16 protein-coding genes are annotated in these 15,997 nt (G+C 69.3%); 7 read left to right on the top strand and 9 right to left on the bottom strand.

What is annotated here, in order from left to right:
* Positions 1-496: 496 nt before the first annotated feature.
* On the bottom strand, positions 497-1,276 hold the full coding sequence (locus GA0116996_RS02855; protein WP_092307091.1) for an IclR family transcriptional regulator domain-containing protein: 780 nt from the start codon (positions 1,274-1,276) through the stop codon (positions 497-499).
* A gap of 191 nt (positions 1,277-1,467) precedes the next feature.
* Between GA0116996_RS02855 and GA0116996_RS02860 the strand changes: the two genes are divergently transcribed.
* Together GA0116996_RS02860 and GA0116996_RS02865 are read left to right on the top strand one after the other, a co-directional pair.
* Positions 1,468-3,105, top strand: coding sequence for an acyl CoA:acetate/3-ketoacid CoA transferase (locus tag GA0116996_RS02860; RefSeq protein ID WP_092307093.1), 1,638 nt, complete (start codon positions 1,468-1,470; stop codon positions 3,103-3,105).
* Between the two features lie 173 nt (positions 3,106-3,278).
* Positions 3,279-4,277, top strand: a complete 999-nt coding sequence (locus GA0116996_RS02865; RefSeq protein ID WP_092307095.1) for a Bug family tripartite tricarboxylate transporter substrate binding protein — start codon at positions 3,279-3,281, stop codon at positions 4,275-4,277.
* A 35-nt stretch (positions 4,278-4,312) separates the two neighbouring features.
* Here the strand turns inward: GA0116996_RS02865 and GA0116996_RS28185 are convergent, their stop codons facing one another.
* Positions 4,313-4,468: a hypothetical protein gene (locus GA0116996_RS28185; RefSeq protein WP_165835101.1), complete on the bottom strand. Its 156-nt coding sequence runs from the start codon at positions 4,466-4,468 to the stop codon at positions 4,313-4,315.
* Positions 4,469-4,794: 326 nt separating this feature from the next.
* On the opposite strand from GA0116996_RS28185, the gene GA0116996_RS02875 reads away from it, so the two are divergent.
* Entirely contained in the window at positions 4,795-6,297 is a 1,503-nt protein-coding gene (locus tag GA0116996_RS02875; protein ID WP_092307099.1) for a DEAD/DEAH box helicase, read from the top strand.
* Between the two features lie 59 nt (positions 6,298-6,356).
* Here the strand turns inward: GA0116996_RS02875 and gluQRS are convergent, their stop codons facing one another.
* Both gluQRS and GA0116996_RS02885 read right to left on the bottom strand, forming a co-directional pair.
* Entirely contained in the window at positions 6,357-7,271 is a 915-nt protein-coding gene (gene gluQRS / locus GA0116996_RS02880) for a tRNA glutamyl-Q(34) synthetase GluQRS (protein ID WP_092307101.1), read from the bottom strand.
* 28 nt (positions 7,272-7,299) lie between these two features.
* Entirely contained in the window at positions 7,300-8,220 is a 921-nt protein-coding gene (locus GA0116996_RS02885) for a LysR family transcriptional regulator (RefSeq protein ID WP_092307103.1), read from the bottom strand.
* A gap of 152 nt (positions 8,221-8,372) precedes the next feature.
* On the opposite strand from GA0116996_RS02885, the gene GA0116996_RS02890 reads away from it, so the two are divergent.
* Both GA0116996_RS02890 and GA0116996_RS02895 read left to right on the top strand, forming a co-directional pair.
* A complete protein-coding gene (locus GA0116996_RS02890) occupies positions 8,373-9,071 on the top strand; it encodes a pirin family protein (RefSeq protein WP_092307105.1) in 699 nt (232 codons plus the stop codon).
* A 190-nt stretch (positions 9,072-9,261) separates the two neighbouring features.
* Positions 9,262-10,266, top strand: coding sequence for a CobD/CbiB family protein (locus GA0116996_RS02895; RefSeq protein WP_062801254.1), 1,005 nt, complete (start codon positions 9,262-9,264; stop codon positions 10,264-10,266).
* Between the two features lie 42 nt (positions 10,267-10,308).
* Here the strand turns inward: GA0116996_RS02895 and GA0116996_RS02900 are convergent, their stop codons facing one another.
* Genes GA0116996_RS02900 through GA0116996_RS02910 form a run of 3 tightly spaced genes read right to left on the bottom strand, consistent with a single transcriptional unit; the run spans position 10,309 to position 12,873 of the window.
* Entirely contained in the window at positions 10,309-10,614 is a 306-nt protein-coding gene (locus GA0116996_RS02900; protein WP_092307107.1) for a putative signal transducing protein, read from the bottom strand.
* A 43-nt stretch (positions 10,615-10,657) separates the two neighbouring features.
* Entirely contained in the window at positions 10,658-11,629 is a 972-nt protein-coding gene (gene rsgA, locus GA0116996_RS02905) for a ribosome small subunit-dependent GTPase A (protein ID WP_092307109.1), read from the bottom strand.
* The gene (locus GA0116996_RS02910; protein WP_092307111.1) at positions 11,626-12,873 is read right to left on the bottom strand and encodes a M48 family metallopeptidase; all 1,248 of its coding nucleotides are present in this window, start codon (positions 12,871-12,873) and stop codon (positions 11,626-11,628) included. Before GA0116996_RS02910 ends, rsgA begins: the two co-directional genes overlap by 4 nt.
* A 221-nt stretch (positions 12,874-13,094) precedes the next feature.
* On the opposite strand from GA0116996_RS02910, the gene orn reads away from it, so the two are divergent.
* Complete coding sequence (gene orn, locus GA0116996_RS02915; protein WP_092307113.1) at positions 13,095-13,721, top strand: oligoribonuclease; 627 nt, start codon at positions 13,095-13,097, stop codon at positions 13,719-13,721.
* A gap of 81 nt (positions 13,722-13,802) precedes the next feature.
* The gene (locus GA0116996_RS02920) at positions 13,803-14,684 is read left to right on the top strand and encodes an AEC family transporter (RefSeq protein ID WP_092307115.1); all 882 of its coding nucleotides are present in this window, start codon (positions 13,803-13,805) and stop codon (positions 14,682-14,684) included.
* A gap of 51 nt (positions 14,685-14,735) precedes the next feature.
* Here GA0116996_RS02920 and mog read toward each other — a convergent pair whose 3' ends face one another.
* Together mog and yjgA are read right to left on the bottom strand one after the other, a co-directional pair.
* Positions 14,736-15,374, bottom strand: coding sequence for a molybdopterin adenylyltransferase (mog, locus tag GA0116996_RS02925; protein ID WP_092307116.1), 639 nt, complete (start codon positions 15,372-15,374; stop codon positions 14,736-14,738).
* Entirely contained in the window at positions 15,371-15,982 is a 612-nt protein-coding gene (yjgA, locus tag GA0116996_RS02930) for a ribosome biogenesis factor YjgA (protein ID WP_279327330.1), read from the bottom strand. Before yjgA ends, mog begins: the two co-directional genes overlap by 4 nt.
* Between the last annotated feature and the right edge of the window lie 15 nt (positions 15,983-15,997).

The raw sequence follows: 15,997 nt of genomic DNA on the forward strand, positions 1-15,997 counted from the left end.
ATCAGATCAGGTGGAAGACCATGCCGAGGGCGATCGCGCCGCCCAGGGTTTCCACTGCGGCAAGGGCGAGAAGGTTCTTCAGTACGAAAGCCTCTTCTTTCTTCGTCACCATGGTCTGTCTCCCGGTCATTGGACTAGTTCTGCAGCACCATCGGCGGTGGCAATCCGGCGTTGGGGCGGTGCCAGGGGCGTCGATGTGAGACCAGTAGACCGCATCCGGCCGCCGCGCGGAAGCTGGCGAAAACCCGCTCGGCGAAAACCCGGATTCCTACGAGCGTGTGACAGGGCCATGATTGACTGGCTTTGCAGGGCGCGCCTGCGGCCTGCCAGCCACGGCGCATGCAATGGCCCGCATTTGGGGGATGCCCGCGCCGGCGCGATGCGCCAAGATCGACGGCGTGGGTGGTCGAACAGATTGCCCCGCTACCGCTTGAGCCCCGCTGCCTCCCCGGCACGCGGGGCTTTTCTAATTGGGCCGGGCGCGGCTCAGCGCGGCTCAGCGCGCCTGCAGGATGGCTTCGATGCGGGCGGCGGCCTCGCGCAGCGGCGCCAGGAAGCGTGCTTCCAGCTGGGTTCGGTCGCGGCTGCCCAGCACCATGCTGAAGCCCAGCCCGGCCACCACCTTGCCGGCCTGGTCGCGCAGCGGCACCGAGATCCCGGCGTAGCCGTCGACCAGTTCGCTGACCAGCACGCAGTAGCCATCGGCGCGCACCTGGCGCAGCGTGCGCGCCAGCGTGGTGCGCGAGCTGACCGTGAACGGCGTCAGCTTGCGCAGCGTCGCGCCCGCCAGGTATGCCTCCAGCGCGCTGTCGTCCAGGCCGGCCAGCAGCACCCGGCCCAGCGAATGCGCATAGGCCGGCATCCGCCGCCCCAGCGCCATGTCCACGCGCAGCAGCTGGCGCGGCTCCTCGCGCGCCACCAGCACCACCGACTCGGCATCGAGCACGCCCAGCGAGCAGCTTTCGCCCAGGGTCTCGCACAGCTGCTGCAGATACGGGCGCGCCAGCTGCGGCAGGCTCATCGAGGCAAAGTAGGCGTAGCCCAGCTCCATCACCCGCGGCGTCAGCGCAAAGTGGCGGCCGTCCTGCGCCACGTAGCCGTTGTGCTCCAGCGTCAGCAGCAGCCGGCGCGCGGCGGCGCGGGTCACGTCGAGCTGGTCGGCGACTTCCTGCATGGTCAGCCGCTCCGCGCCAGCGCCCAGCAGGCGCAGCAGCGACAGGCCCTTGCTCAGCGATTCCAGCAGTTCGTCTTTCTTGGCGGTTTCGGCTTGCGGCATAGGGTGTCTGGCAGGGAACGGTCGTGAGATGAACGATCAGGCACGTGCTGGTCGGTGCCGCTGCAGAGGGCTTGCGCCGACCGGCAGCATCTCCGTATGATAGCGTTTTCCGAACAAATGTTCGCAAAACGAATTCACGGGAAGCGTGCCGACCGCGATGCGGGACGGCGCGACGAAAACCGGAGACAGCAATGAAGGTAATCACCGCGCGTGAAGCGGCGGCGCTCGTGCAGGATGGCTGGACCGTGGCCAGCGCGGGCTTTGTCGGCGCCGGCCACGCCGAGGCCGTGACCGAGGCGCTGGAGCAGCGCTTCCTGCACAGCGGCCTGCCGCGCGACCTGACGCTGGTGTACTCGGCCGGGCAGGGCGACCGCGGTGCCCGCGGCGTCAACCATTTCGGCAACGCCGGCATGACTGCCACCGTGGTCGGCGGCCACTGGCGCTCGGCCACGCGGCTGGCCACGCTGGCGATGGCGGAGCAGTGCGAGGGCTACAACCTGCCGCAGGGCGTACTGACGCACCTGTACCGCGCCATCGCCGGCGGCAAGCCCGGCGTGATGACCAAAATCGGCCTGCACACCTTTGTCGACCCGCGCACCGCGCAGGACGCGCGCTACCACGGCGGTGCCGTCAACCAGCGCGCGCGTCGCGCCATCGCCGAAGGCAAGGCGTGCTGGGTCGATGCCGTCGAGTTCCGCGGCGACGAATACCTGTTCTACCCCAGCTTCCCGATCGACTGCGCGCTGATCCGCTGCACCGCCGCCGACGCGCGCGGCAACCTCAGCACCCATCGCGAAGCCTTCCACCACGAACTGCTGGCGCTGGCGCAGGCGGCGCACAACTCGGGCGGCATCGTGATCGCGCAGGTCGAAAGCCTGGTCGATCACCACGAGGTCCTGCAGGCTGTCCACGTGCCCGGCATCCTGGTCGACTACGTGGTGGTCTGCGACAACCCCGCCAACCACCAGATGACGTTCGCGGAGGCCTTCAACCCGGCCTACGTCACGCCGTGGCAGGGCGAGGGCGCTGCCGGCGATGCCGCCGGTCCGTCGCCCGAGGCCGGCCCGCTGGATGCGCGCACCATCGTGCAGCGGCGCGCGGTGATGGAACTGGCGCGGCGCGCGCCGCGCGTGGTCAACCTGGGGGTCGGCATGCCTGCCGCGGTGGGGATGCTCGCGCACCAGGCCGGGCTGGACGGCTTCACGCTGACGGTCGAAGCCGGCCCCATCGGCGGCACGCCCGCGGATGGCCTCAGCTTCGGTGCCTCGGCCTACCCGGAAGCGGTGGTGGACCAGCCCGCGCAGTTCGATTTCTACGAAGGCGGCGGCATCGACCTGGCGATCCTGGGTCTGGCCGAGCTGGATGGCCAGGGCAACGTCAATGTCAGCAAGTTCGGCGAAGGCGAGGGCGCGCTGATTGCCGGCGTCGGCGGCTTCATCAACATTACCCAGAGCGCGCGCGCGGTGGTGTTCATGGGCACGCTGACGGCGGGCGGCCTGGAAGTGAGCGTCGGTGACGGCAGCCTGCGGATCGTGCGCGAAGGCCGCGTGAAGAAGATCGTGCCGGAGGTCTCGCACCTGAGCTTCAACGGCCCCTATGTGGCATCGCTGGGCATCCCGGTGGTGTACATCACCGAACGCGCGGTGTTCGAGATGCGCCCAAGTGCGGGCGGGGAGGGCGGGGAAGCCTGCCTCACGCTGGTGGAGATCGCTCCCGGCGTCGACCTGCAGCGCGATGTGCTCGACCAGTGCGCCACGCCGGTGGCGGTGGCGCCCGACCTGCGCCAGATGGATGCGCGGCTGTTCCGGGCCGGCACCATGCGGCTGTAACGGCCGCCGCACCACAACACCATTCCATCGGACGGGCCGGCCATGACCGGTTCCCAAGGAGGCACGCCAGATCTGTCATGACGTTACGCAACCGCAGTCGCTTCATCCCGGCGCGGCCTGGGCCGCGCATCGATTCTGATTTATCGCGATTCACCGCAGGAAACAGTCACACCATGCAGAACACCAGCCGCCGTACCTTCCAGCGCCGCCTGGGCGCCGTGCTCCTGAGCGCCACGCTGCCGCTCGCCGCCGCACCGGCTCTTGCCGAGTCCTACCCCAGCAAGCCGATCCGGCTGGTGGTGCCGTTCCCGCCGGGCGGCCCGACCGACACCGCCGCGCGCATCATCGGCCAGAAGATGAGCGAAACGCTGAAGCAGCCGGTGGTGGTGGACAACCGCCCCGGCGCCTCCGGCACCATCGGCGCCGAAAACGTCGCCAAGAGCCCCGCCGACGGTTACACCCTGCTGGTGCTGGCCACGCCCACGCTGCTGGCGCCGCACCTGATCAACCGCAAGGGCTATGACATCTTCAAGGACTTCACGCCCATCGGCGCGGCCTACGACCTGCCGATCGTGATGGTGGTCAATCCGCAGGCGATGCCGGACGTGAACAGCCTGCAGCAGTACATCGCCAAGGCCAAGGCCAAGCCGGGCGCGCTCAACTACACCAGCGCCGGCAACGGCAGCTTCGGCCACCTGTCGACCGAGCTGCTGAAGAACCTGGGCAACTTCGACGTGCAGCACGTGCCGTACAAGGGCAGCGCGCCGGCCATCTCCGACCTGCTGGCCGGCCAGGTGCCGATGATGTTCTCGGACATGATCGCGGCGCTGCCGCATATCAAGGCCGGCAAGCTGCGTCCGATCGCGGTCGGATCGGGCAAGCGGGTCAGCTTTACGCCGGAGGTCAAGACGGTGGCCGAACAGGGCTTCGCGGGCTTCGATGCCACCGCATGGGGCGGGCTGCTGGCGCCGGCCGGCACGCCCAAGGAGGTGGTGGCGACGTTGTCGGCCGAGCTGAAGAAGGCGCTGGCCGACCCGACCGTGCAGCAGAAGATGCTGGGCGCCGGCACCGTGGCCGCCTATATGCCGCCGGAGCAGCTGGCCGCGCGCATGAAGGCCGACTACAGCAAATGGGGCAAGGTGATCCAGGACAACGGCATCCGCGGCGACTGAGCGCGCGGATGACGACCCGGCGGCCCCGCTGCGGTTCAGGCGGGCTGCCGGCCCTGGGGCTGGCTCGCCGGCAGGGCGGGCAGCGCCGGCCTTGGCAACGCCGGCTGGCGGCCGGCCGCGGCCAGGCCCAGAAACTGGCTGGAGGTGCGCAGGAATTGCTGGCAGGTCTGGCGAAACAGCTCGAAGTCCATGTCGGTCCCGATGTGAAGAAGCCGCGCGGTCCGGCAGGGCCGCCGCGCCGCCGGCATCTTGCTTGGCCGATATGACAATGTCTTGACAATGGGCGCGCCGGCGCCGCCGCTGGCGCCGGCTTGTCGCGGCCGTCGCACGGCGGCGCCGGATCGCCCACTGCGGGGACAGAGATGCTAAAATCTAAGTCTTTGATTCTCATGGCCAAATGCTGTAGCCAGCAGGGCCGCGCCGGAACCTTGCCGGCGCCCGGCGAGATTCAGGGCGAGATGAGTTCCAGACGCGTATCCGTTTGTGCCGGGTTCGCCTCCCGCCAATACCGATACCCATGACCACTACGAACGCACCAGAACCTACCACCGCGGTTACCGCCGCTGTGCAGACCTTCGACAGCTTCGGCCTCGACGCGCGCATCCTGCGTGCCCTGTCCGAACAGGGCTATAGCTCTCCCACGCCGATCCAGGCGCAGGCCATTCCGGTCGTGCTGCTGGGCAAGGACGTGATGGGCGCCGCGCAGACCGGCACCGGCAAGACCGCCGGCTTCGCGCTGCCGATCATCCAGCGCCTGCTGCCGCTGGCCAATGCCAGCGCCTCGCCGGCGCGCCACCCGGTGCGCGCGCTGATGCTGACGCCCACGCGCGAGCTGGCCGACCAGGTCTACGACAACGTCGCCCGCTATGCCAAGCACACCGATCTGCGCAGCACGGTGGTGTTCGGCGGCGTCGACATGAACCCGCAGACCGACGCGCTGCGCCGCGGCGTCGAGATCCTGGTGGCCACGCCCGGCCGCCTGCTCGACCACGTGCAGCAGAAGTCGGTGAACCTGTCGCAGGTGCAGATGCTGGTGCTGGACGAAGCCGACCGCATGCTCGACATGGGCTTCCTGCCGGATCTGCAGCGCATCATCAACCTGCTGCCGGCGCAGCGCCAGACGCTGCTGTTCTCGGCGACGTTCTCGCCGGAAATCAAGCGGCTGGCCTCCAGCTACCTGAAGCAGCCGGTCACCATCGAAGTGGCGCGCAGCAACTCCACCAACGAGAACGTGCGCCAGGCGGTGTACCAGGTCGAGGACGGCCACAAGCAGGCCGCGGTGGTGCACCTGCTCAAGCAGCGCGCGGAGCAAGGGCTCTCGCGCCAGTGCATCGTCTTCGTCAACAGCAAGATCGGCTGCTCGCGGCTGGCGCGGCACCTGGAGCGCGAGGGCATCAACGCCGCCGCGATCCACGGCGACAAGACCCAGACCGAGCGCATGCAGACGCTGGACGGCTTCAAGAGCGGCACCATCGACGCGCTGGTCGCCACCGACGTGGCGGCGCGCGGGCTCGATATCCCCGACATGCCGTGCGTGATCAACTTCGACGTGCCGTACAGCGCCGAGGACTATGTGCACCGCATCGGCCGTACCGGCCGCGCCGGCGCCAGCGGCGATGCGCTGTCGATCTACGTGCCGGGCAACGACGAGCGCCTGCTGTCCGATATCGAGAAGCTGATCAAGCGCAGCATCCCGCGCGGCAAGCTCGAGGGCTTCGACCCCACCGGCACGCGCGCGCGCCAGGCCGACAGCGAGCGCCGCCGCGAGCGCGGCGACGTGCGCCGCGCGCGCGGCAGCGCCGACAGCGAAGACCGTCCGCGCCGCCACGACCACGGCGCCAGCCGCCAGGCCTTCCGCGCCTCGGACGACCCGTTCTTCTCGCGCCCGTATGAGCCCAGCCCCGCCAGCGCGGCGCAGGCCAAGGCCGCCGACGAAGTCGCCGCCGCGCTCACGCGCGGGCGCACGGCGCCCAAGCGGCCGGTGGCGGCCTTGCTGGGCGGTGTGCCGCGCAAGTCCTGAACGGATCGACGTTGTGCAGAGAATGGCCCGCTTGTGCGGGCCATTTGTTTTTGCGGCGGCTAGACCGATGCCGGCAGCGGCAGCGTGGCCAGCCGCTCGCGCCAGCCGTCGGTGGCCCGCGCCAGCCAGTCCTGGACCGTGCCGGCGGGATTCGACAGTCCCAGGTGCGCGCCGGCCTCGCGCAGCGCGTCCAGCGGGGCGTTTGTGTCGATCGCCTGCGCGCCGCTCTGCTTGCTGAGCTTCTCGCCAAGCTGGTTCACCACCACCGGCACGTGCAGGTACGCCGGCGTGGGCAGGCCCAGCAGGTGCTGCAGGTGGATCTGCCGCGGCGTGGAGTCGAGCAGGTCGGCGCCGCGCACGATATGCGTGATGCCCTGCAGGCCGTCGTCGACCACCACCGCCAGCTGGTACGCCCATAGCCCGTCGGCGCGGCGCAGCACGAAGTCGCCCAGCTCGGTTTCCAGGTTCTGGCACTGGCGCCCCTGCCAGCGGTCGTCGAAACACACGACGGCGGCCGGCCCGTCCGGCACGCGCACGCGCCACGCGCGCGGCAGCCTGCCGTTCAGGCCGTGGCGGCAGGTGCCGGGATAGCCCAGGGTCTGGTGGCGTTCGCGCACGTGCGCCAGCGAATCGGCGATCTCTTTGCGCGAACAGCCGCACGGGTAGAGCTGCCCCGCGGCATCGAGCCGGCGCAGCGCCTCGGCATAGTGCGGTTCGCGCCGGCTCTGCCACACCGGCGGCTCGTCGGGCGTCATGCCGACGCGCTCCAGCGTGTGCAGGATGTCGTGGTCCGCGTCGCGCACGCAGCGCGGCGTGTCGATGTCCTCGATGCGCACCAGCCATTGCCCGCCATGCGCGCGCGCGTCCAGCCAGCTGGCCAGCGCGGTCACCAGCGAGCCCATGTGCAGCGGCCCGGTGGGCGAGGGCGCGAAGCGGCCGCGATAGCCGCCCGCGGCGCTCTTCTGCACTGCCATTGCCGCCCTCTCTGCCATCAGCCCATCCTCAGCCGGCGAAGTCGGGTTGCTGCAGCAGCGCCTGCGCCAGGCGCGGGTCTTCCAGCTTGCCGGCCCACCACTGCAGCGCCTTGCCGCGGTTGCTGGTGCGCCACGCCACCTTGAAGTTGCCCGGCGCGCGCACCTCGACGGTCTCGCGTGCCTGCAGCACGCCGCTCTCGATATGCGGCTGCGCCATCGGCGCCGGCAGCCAGCCGCAGCCGAGGCCGCGGATCTGCGCTTCGAGCTTGTCGCGCATGGTCGGCACCACCAGCACGTCCTGGCCCGCCAGCACGCCATGGGTGCGCGCCGGCAGGTTGCGCGAGGTGTCGCCCACGGCGACGATGCGGTGCCTGGCGATCTGGATCGTGGTGAGCGGGCCTTCCTCGGTGGCGAGCGGATGATGCGCGGCCACGGCGAACACGAACGGCATCGACCCCAGCGGCCGGATCTGGAAGCCCTGCGTGCTGGGCGCGTCGTAGGCGCCGCCGATCACCAGGTCGGCGCGGTTGCTGACCAGCGCGTCCCACGCGCCGCCCAGCACTTCCTTGGAAAAGCGCAGCCGGGTCGCGGTGTTCTCGGCGTAGAAGTCGTGGATCACCGGCAGCAGCGCGCGGAAGTTGATCAGGTCGTCGACCACGATGGTGAGGGTGGCCTCCCAGCCGGTGGCCAGGCGCTTGACGCGCCGCGCGAGGTCGTCGGCGGCGTGCAGCAGGTGGCGGCCCTCGTCGAGCAGGGCGCGGCCCGCGGGCGTGAGTTCGGCGCGATGGCGGCGCCGGTCGAACAGCAGCACGTCAAGGTCCTCTTCCAGCTTGCGTACCACGTAGGTCAGCGCGGAGGGGACCTTGCCCATCTCGTGGGCGGCGGCGGCAAAGCTGCCCTTGCGTTCGATGGCGTCGAGGACTTCGAGGGATTCTAGCGAGAGGGCCATGTTCAGAAATTCTGAATGACTGCTTCTAAGGTGGTCCCCGTAAATATACGCCTGAAGGCCTAAACTGCCTAGCATCCAAAGCGAAAACGTATGCCGCAACACGGTTATCCAGACGGTGCTGTCGGCGAAAAGGCTCAAGGAGGGCCATCAAAATGATTGAAATCAGAAAGTCCGCAGAGCGTGGGTACGCCGATCACGGCTGGCTGAAGTCCTATCATTCGTTCTCATTCGCCGACTATTACGACCCGCAGCATGTGCAGTTCGGGCCGCTGCGCGTGATCAACGAAGACCGCGTCGCGCCGGGCATGGGCTTTGGCACCCATGGCCACCGCGACATGGAAATCATCAGCTACGTGCTCGAAGGCGAGTTGGCGCACAAGGACAGCATGGGCAACGGCAGCGTGATCCGCCCGGGTGACGTGCAGCGCATGAGCGCCGGCACCGGCGTGCGCCATTCGGAATACAACCACGCCGCGCACGACACCACCCATTTCCTGCAGATCTGGATTGTGCCGGCCGAGAACGGCATCGACCCCGGCTACGAGGAAAAGCACTTCGACGCGGCCGACAAGCGCGGCAAGCTGCGCCTGGTGGCCAGCGCCGACGGTGCCGATGGCTCGGTGCTGGTGCACCAGGACATCCGGCTCTACGCCGGCCTGTTCGACGGCGAAGAAGCCGCCACGCTGGCGCTGGCGCCGGGCCGCCGCGCCTATGTGCACGTGGCGCGCGGCCGGGTCGTGGTCAACGGCAAGGCGCTCGAGGCCGGCGACGCGGCCAGGCTGGAAGACGTGGCCGAGGTCGCGCTGTCCGGCGGCGACGGTGCCGAGGTGCTGGTGTTCGACCTGCCCTGACATCGTTCGCGGCCCCATGCGAGAGCCCGCCCCATGGCGGGCTTTTGCTTTTGCGTGGCGCACCGGGGTGCCCGCGCGTAGCGCTGTGCTATCTTCTCGCTATGCATTGCGCCTGCGCCGGCACATCGCTGGCCAGTCGCGCCGGCCGGCCCGAACGGGCCGGCGTGCCCTTGGAGCACCCCGTACCAAGATGACCTTTGTTTCCATTCTCCTGGCGCTGATTGCCGAGCAGTTCCGCGCCCTGGGCCGCAACAACCCGATCTACGAGATCGTGCGCGCGCTCGGCGACCGCGCCGAGCACGCCTTCGACACCGGCCGCCCGCGCGACGCCGCGCTGGCGTGGCTCACCGTGGTGCTGCCGCTGACCCTGGCGGTGATCGTGGTGCACTACCTGCTGGCGTCGATCAGCGTGGCGCTGACGCTCGCGTGGAACGTGCTGGTGCTGTACATGACGCTGGGCTTCCGCCAGTTCAGCCACTACTTCACCGACATCCACGAGGCGCTCAACCGCGACGACCTCCATACCGCGCGCACGCTGCTGCACGAGTGGACCGGGCTCGACACCGTCGAGATGCCGGTGTCCGAAATCGTGCGGCATACGCTGGAAGCGGCGATCATCGCCGTGCACCGGCACGTGTTCGGCGTGTTCTTCTGGTTCCTGGTGCCGGTCGGTCCGGGCGGGGTGGTGCTGTACCGCACCGCCGAATACCTGGGCCGCCACTGGAACCTGCCGTCGACCGAGCGCAGCCCGGCGCTGGGTCGCTTCGCCGCGCGCGCCTTCTACCTGCTGGACTGGATCCCGTCGCGGCTGACCTCGATCGGCTTTGCCATCGTCGGCAACTTCGAGGACGCGGTCTACGCCTGGCGCAACCATGCGCGCAAGTGGAACGATGCCGTCAACGGCATCCTGCTGGCGAGCGGCGGCGGCGCGCTGGGCGTGCGGCTGGGCACGCCGCTGGCCGAGGACGATTCCACCGTGGTGCTGCGCACCAGCGTGGCCGGCCCGGCCGTGGACTACGCGCCCGGCATGGAAGACGCCGACGGCGCCAACGGCGGCCCGGAGCCGGCGCCGCCCGAGTTCGGCACCGAGCCCGGCGTGCGCACGCTGCAGTCGGCGGTGGGGCTGGTGTGGCGCGCGGTGGTGTTGTGGATGCTGCTGCTGGCGATGCTGTCGCTGGCGCTGTGGGTGGGTTGAGCGGCGCCTGGCCGGCAAGCGCGGCAGGCTGATCCAGGCAGGTCAGGCGCGGGCCGCGCCGCAGCGCCAGCACGCGCCGAACTGCGCCTCGTGCCATTCGCCGCAACGGTCGCATTGCCAGCTGGGCCCCGGCACCGGGTTGGCCGCGGCATTGAGCACCGCCCACGCCTGCGCCTCCATCTCGTCGTCCACCAGCCACACCTGCGGCGCGCTCTCGCGGAACGGGATTTCGCCGGTCGCGCCGGCCAGCCAGGTATTGCGCAGTTCCGCCCGGATGCCGGCCGCGCGCAGGACGTTTTGGCAATGGGCCGCGTGGACGAGGGACGTTGCGGACAGCAGAAGTTTCATGACAGCGCACCGGGAACCCTGGTGCGCTTACCTTACCACGGCTTCACCACGGTTTCTGCTGGCTGGATTCGTGCAGCAACTGCGTGTAGAGCTGGTGCCGGCGTTCCGAGATGTCGCCGGCGGCCACCGCGGCCAGCACGCCGCAGCCTGGCTCGTTGACGTGATGGCAGTTGTAGAAGCGGCACGCGGTCAGCAGCGGGCGGAACTCGGGGAAGGCGCGTTCCAGCATGCCCTCGCTGAGATGGTAGAGGCCGAACTCCTGGAAGCCCGGCGAATCGATCAGCGCCCCCTGGCGCCCATCGACGGTACCCCAGTCCTGCGGCAGATGGTAGAGCCGGGTGAAGGTGGTGGTGTGCTTGCCCGAATCGAGCTTGGCCGAGATCTCGCGGGTCTGCGCGTCGACGCCCGGGATCAGCAGGTTCAGCAGCGACGACTTGCCCATGCCCGACTGGCCGATCAGGATGCTGGCCAGCCCCGCCACGCGCGGCCGCAGCGCGGCCAGCGCCTGCGCCGGATCGGCGCGCACCGACAGCTCCAGCGTGTCGTAGCCCAGCCCGCGGTACAGCGCCAGGCGGCCGCGCGCTTCTTCCAGCCGCTCGGGCAGGTCGGTCTTGTTGAGCACCACCAGCGGCCGGATCCCGAGCGCCTCGGCCGAGACCAGCGCGCGCCCGAGCAGGTCTTCGGAGAAACCCGGCTCGGTGGCCAGCACGATGATGACCTGGTCGATATTGGCCGCCAGCAGCTTGGACTTGAACTGGTCCGAGCGGTGCAGCAGGTTCTTGCGCGGCGAAACCCCGGTGATCACGCACTGGTCGGCGGCGGCGCGCTCGACGCTGACGTGGTCGCCCACCGCGCAGTCGCTCTTCTTGCCGCGCGGGAAGGCGTGCATGCGCGCGCCGTCCTCCAGCTCGACCACGTAGTGGCGGCCGTGGGCGGCGATGATCAGCGCGGATTCGGTCGGGTTGCCGGCCGGGGTGCCGCCCCCGGCGTTGCGGTGACGCGTGGCGCGGCTCATGCGTGCGCCAGCAGGCGGTCGATCCGCTGTGCCGCGGGCGGATGCGAGTAGTAGAAGGCGCTGTAGAGCGGGTCGGGCGTCAGCGTCGAGGCGTTGTCCTTGTACAGCTTCACCAGCGCCGACACCAGGTGGCTGGCATCGGTCTGGTCGGCGGCAAAGGCATCGGCCTCGAACTCATGGCGGCGCGACGACTGGCTCGACAGCGGCCCCAGCAGGAACGTGAAGACCGGCAGCGTCAGGAAGAACAGCACCAGCGCCAGCGCGCTGTTGGACACGCCCAGGTTGGGCGCCACCCCCAGCCCGGTGTAGAACCAGCTGCGCGTCGCCAGCCAGCCCAGCAGCGCCAGGAATACCAGACTCAGCGCGAAGGTCACGGCGATGCGCTTGGCCACGTGGCGGCGCTTGAAGTGACCCAGCTCGTGCGCCAGCACCGCCTCGATCTCGTCGCCCGACAGGCGCGACAGCAGCGTGTCGAAGAAAACGATGCGCTTGGCGGCGCCGAAACCGGTGAAGTACGCATTGCCGTGCGCGCTGCGCTTGCTGCCGTCCATCACGAACAGCCCCTTGCTGGCAAAGCCGCAGCGCTGCATCAGGCTCTCGATGCGCTGGCGCAGCGAGGCGTCGTCGAGCGGCTCGAACTTGTTGAACAGCGGTGCGATAAAGGTCGGGAACACCACCAGCAGGAACAGGTTGAACGCCATCCACACCAGCCAGGTCCACACCCACCACAGCGAACCGGCGCGCTCCATCAGCCACAGCACCGCCAGCAGCAGCGGCAGGCCCAGCGCGCTGGCGACCAGCAGCATCTTGACCAGGTCGGCCAGCCACAGCCCGAAGGTCATCTTGTTGAAGCCGAAACGTTGCTCGATGCCGAACTGGCCATACAGCGAGAACGGCAGGTCGACCAGCCCGCCGATCAGCGCCACGCTGGCCACCAGCGCCACGCCGTAGGCGTAGCCCGGGCCGAAGGCCTCCAGCCAGAACTGGTTGAGCCACTGCAGCAAGCCCAGCATGGTGAAGGCGATCAGCACCGCGGCGCCGGCCAGCACCTCCAGCATCGACAGCCGCGTGCGGGCGATGGTGTAGTCGGCGGCCTTCTGGTGCGAGGCCAGGCTGATGGTGTCGGCAAAGCGCGCCGGCACGGCGTGGCGGTGCTGCGCGACATGGCGCACCTGGCGCGCGGCCAGCCACAGCTTGGTCAGCACCATCAGCACCAGGGCGGCGAGAAAGACAATCGTGAACATCGGCAAGCGCCTTGTGGGTGCGGGCGCCCGTCGTTGCAGGCGACGGGTGCCCGTGGGGACCGCGCCGCGGGGTGGGGCAGGCGGCGGTCCGGGAATTCCGGAAAACGGCGCCGCGCTGGTGCGCAGTCAGCCGTCCCGGACGGATATGCGAGAATTATAAATTGTTCGCGCCCGGCCCCGCCGCGGCCGCTTCCCCGAAATCCCTATCTCCCGCAGTCCCGATGACAAGCCAAGCCGCCGCCAAATCCGTCAAAAGCGAAAACAACCTGATCTGGCTGGACATGGAAATGACCGGCCTGCAGCCGGATACCGACCGCATTATCGAAGTGGCGGTGGTGATTACCGACTCCGAGCTCAATATCCTGGCCGAAGGCCCGGTGCTGGTGATCCACCAGAGCGATGCCGTGCTCGACGGCATGGACAACTGGAACAAGGGCACCCACGGCCGCTCGGGCCTGATCGACAAGGTCAAGGCCTCGACCCTGACCGAAGAGCAGGCCGAAGCCGAACTGCTGGCCTTCCTCAAGCGCTGGGTGCCGGCGGGCAAGTCGCCGATGTGCGGCAACTCGATCTGCCAGGACCGCCGCTTCATGGCGCGCTACATGCCCAAGCTGGAAGCGTTCTTCCACTACCGCAACCTCGACGTGTCCACGCTCAAGGAGCTGTGCAAGCGCTGGGAGCCGGTCATCCACAAGGGCTTCGTCAAGCGCCAGCTGCACACGGCGCTGGCCGACATCCTGGAGTCGGTGGAAGAGCTGCGCTACTACCGCACCCACTTTATCCGCCACGCCGCGCCCGGCGCGGCGCCTTCCGGCGAGGCGCCGGCTGCCGGCACGCCGGCGCAGTAAGCGGAGCGCGGCACCCGCACGCATCCCACCATTTCCGGCGCGCCGTTCCGTGCAGGCGGCGCGTTGCCCGCCCGCCTGCCCATGCTCGAGCGCATCGTCTCCATCATCACGCCGGTCATCCTGATCATCCTGGTCGGGTGGCTGTACGGGCGCCGCGCCCATCCGGACATGGCGGGCATCAACCGCGCCACGCTGGACGTGATCGCGCCGCTGCTGGTGGTGTCGGCCTTCGTCAGCAAGGACTTCGTGCTGGCCGACCAGCTGGTGCTGCTGGGTTGCGCGGTGGCGGTGGTGCTGGGCTCGGGGGTGCTGGCGTGGGGGCTGGCGCGCTGGATGAAGGTCGATCCGCGAACCTTCGTGCCGCCGATGATGTTCAACAACTGCGGCAACATGGGTTTGCCGCTGTCCGTGTTCGCCTTCGGCCCGGCCGGGCTGGCGCCGGCGGTGGCGCTGTTCGCGGCGTCGAACCTGATGCACTTCACCATCGGCATGAAGATCGTCAACCGGCATGCGTCGCTGGCGCAGATCGCCCGCAACCCGATGGTGCTGGCCACCGTGGCGGGGGTGGCGCTGGCGCTGGCGCGGCCGTGGTTCACGCTGCCGGACCCGGTCTACCAGTCGGTCAAGCTGCTGGGCGATGCCACCGTGCCGCTGATGCTGTTTGCGCTGGGCGTGCGCATGAAGGATGTGAGCCTGCGCAACTGGGGCATGGGGCTGGTCGGCGCGGCGGTATGTCCGCTGACGGGCATCGCGGTGGCGCTGGCGCTGGCGCAGTGGGTGCCGCTGAGCGAGCTGCAGCGCGGCCTGCTGTTCGTGTTTGCGGCGTTGCCGCCGGCGGTGCTGAATTTCCTGGTGGCGGACCACTTCCGGCAGGAGCCGGACCAGGTGGCGTCGATCGTGCTGCTCGGCAATATCGCCGCGGTGGTGTTCGTGCCGGTGGGGCTGTACCTGGGCCTGCGCTGAGGGCGGCACGCCCGCGCGGCGCGTGCCGGCGGGCGGGACCGTCAGTCCGGGTCAGGCCGCGGGCCTGGTCCGCACGGCGTTCTTGGGCCGCCAGGCCTTGACGATGGCCTCGTCGGTTTCCATGTAGGGCCCGCCGATGAGGTCGATGCAATACGGCACCGCGGCAAAGATGCCCTGCACCACCGGCTTGCCGTCGGCGTCGCGCAGGCCTTCCAGGGTTTCGCGGATGGCGCGCGGCTGGCCGGGCAGGTTGATGATCAGCGCCGCGCGGCTGGCGGTCTCGCGGATGACCGCGACCTGGCGCGACAGGATCGCGGTCGGCACGAAATGCAGGCTGACCTGGCGCATCTGCTCGCCGAATCCCGGCATTTCCTTGGTCGCCACCGCCAGCGTGGCCTCGGGGGTCACGTCGCGGCGCGCCGGGCCGGTGCCGCCGGTGGTCAGCACCAGGTCGCAGCCGGCGACGTCGACCAGTTCGATCAGCGTGCGCGAGATCTGCGCCTGCTCGTCCGGGATCAGCCGCTCCACCGCCTGCCAGGGCGAGGTCAGCGTGCGCCCGAACCAGTCGCGCAGCGCCGGGATGCCCTCGTCCTGGTAGGTGCCGGCCGAGGCACGGTCCGAGATCGAAACGAAGCCGACGACGAGTTCGTCGGGATGGTTGCGGACTACCGGCTGCGTGGTCTGGGTCATGCCTCGGGCTCCGGGGTAGGGGGTTGGTCCTCGGCGGCGCCGGCCTTGCCATCCTTCACGTCGAGCGCCGTCTTGATCGCCTGGAACAGCTCGCGGAAATAGCGCGGCGGCTTGCCCAGCTCTTTTTCCTTGCGCGCGTTGCGGATGGTGTTGCGCAGCGCCTGCACGTCGATGCCGGGATGCTCGCCGAGGAAGCGCGTCAGCGCCGCGTCGTCGGCCAGCAGCAGCTCGCGCCAGCGCTCGATCAGATGCATGCGGGCGGTTTCGGCCTTGCTGGTGCCCTTGAAGCCTTCCAGCGCTTGCCGGATCACCTCGACCTCTTCGTCCTCGAGGCCGCGCATGATCTTTCCCACGTACTGCATCTGGCGGCGCTTGCCTTCATGGCTGTTGATCCGGCGCGCCTCGCGGATGGCGTCGGCGAGCGCTTCGGGCATCGGCACGCGCGCCAGGCGGTCCTTGGCCAGCGCCTCGAGCTCGGCGCCGAGGTCCTGCAGGGCGGTCATGTCGCGCTTGCGCTGCGACTTGCTTTTCGGTTCGTCGTCTTCCGGCTCGGGGGCAAAGCCTCCGGGAAAGCGCGAGCCTTGGTGGTTACGGGAATTTCGCGTCATGGCCGGCATTTTATC

Source organism: Cupriavidus alkaliphilus (assembly GCF_900094595.1).
Lineage (GTDB): Bacteria > Pseudomonadota > Gammaproteobacteria > Burkholderiales > Burkholderiaceae > Cupriavidus > Cupriavidus alkaliphilus.

Bases quoted from the DNA above. Each gene is read 5' to 3' on its own strand.
- gluQRS (WP_092307101.1), bottom strand. From the start codon at position 7,271: ATGGCAGTGCAGAAGAGCGCCGCGGGCGGCTATCGCGGCCGCTTCGCG.
- GA0116996_RS02885 (WP_092307103.1), bottom strand. From the start codon at position 8,220: ATGGCCCTCTCGCTAGAATCCCTCGAAGTCCTCGACGCCATCGAACGC.
- yjgA (WP_279327330.1), bottom strand. From the start codon at position 15,982: ATGACGCGAAATTCCCGTAACCACCAAGGCTCGCGCTTTCCCGGAGGC.
- GA0116996_RS02900 (WP_092307107.1), bottom strand. From the start codon at position 10,614: ATGAAACTTCTGCTGTCCGCAACGTCCCTCGTCCACGCGGCCCATTGC.
- GA0116996_RS02890 (WP_092307105.1), top strand. From the start codon at position 8,373: ATGATTGAAATCAGAAAGTCCGCAGAGCGTGGGTACGCCGATCACGGC.
- GA0116996_RS02855 (WP_092307091.1), bottom strand. From the start codon at position 1,276: ATGCCGCAAGCCGAAACCGCCAAGAAAGACGAACTGCTGGAATCGCTG.
- GA0116996_RS02920 (WP_092307115.1), top strand. From the start codon at position 13,803: ATGCTCGAGCGCATCGTCTCCATCATCACGCCGGTCATCCTGATCATC.
- GA0116996_RS02910 (WP_092307111.1), bottom strand. From the start codon at position 12,873: ATGTTCACGATTGTCTTTCTCGCCGCCCTGGTGCTGATGGTGCTGACC.
- GA0116996_RS02865 (WP_092307095.1), top strand. From the start codon at position 3,279: ATGCAGAACACCAGCCGCCGTACCTTCCAGCGCCGCCTGGGCGCCGTG.
- GA0116996_RS02860 (WP_092307093.1), top strand. From the start codon at position 1,468: ATGAAGGTAATCACCGCGCGTGAAGCGGCGGCGCTCGTGCAGGATGGC.
- orn (WP_092307113.1), top strand. From the start codon at position 13,095: ATGACAAGCCAAGCCGCCGCCAAATCCGTCAAAAGCGAAAACAACCTG.
- GA0116996_RS28185 (WP_165835101.1), bottom strand. From the start codon at position 4,468: ATGGACTTCGAGCTGTTTCGCCAGACCTGCCAGCAATTCCTGCGCACC.
- mog (WP_092307116.1), bottom strand. From the start codon at position 15,374: ATGACCCAGACCACGCAGCCGGTAGTCCGCAACCATCCCGACGAACTC.
- rsgA (WP_092307109.1), bottom strand. From the start codon at position 11,629: ATGAGCCGCGCCACGCGTCACCGCAACGCCGGGGGCGGCACCCCGGCC.
- GA0116996_RS02875 (WP_092307099.1), top strand. From the start codon at position 4,795: ATGACCACTACGAACGCACCAGAACCTACCACCGCGGTTACCGCCGCT.
- GA0116996_RS02895 (WP_062801254.1), top strand. From the start codon at position 9,262: ATGACCTTTGTTTCCATTCTCCTGGCGCTGATTGCCGAGCAGTTCCGC.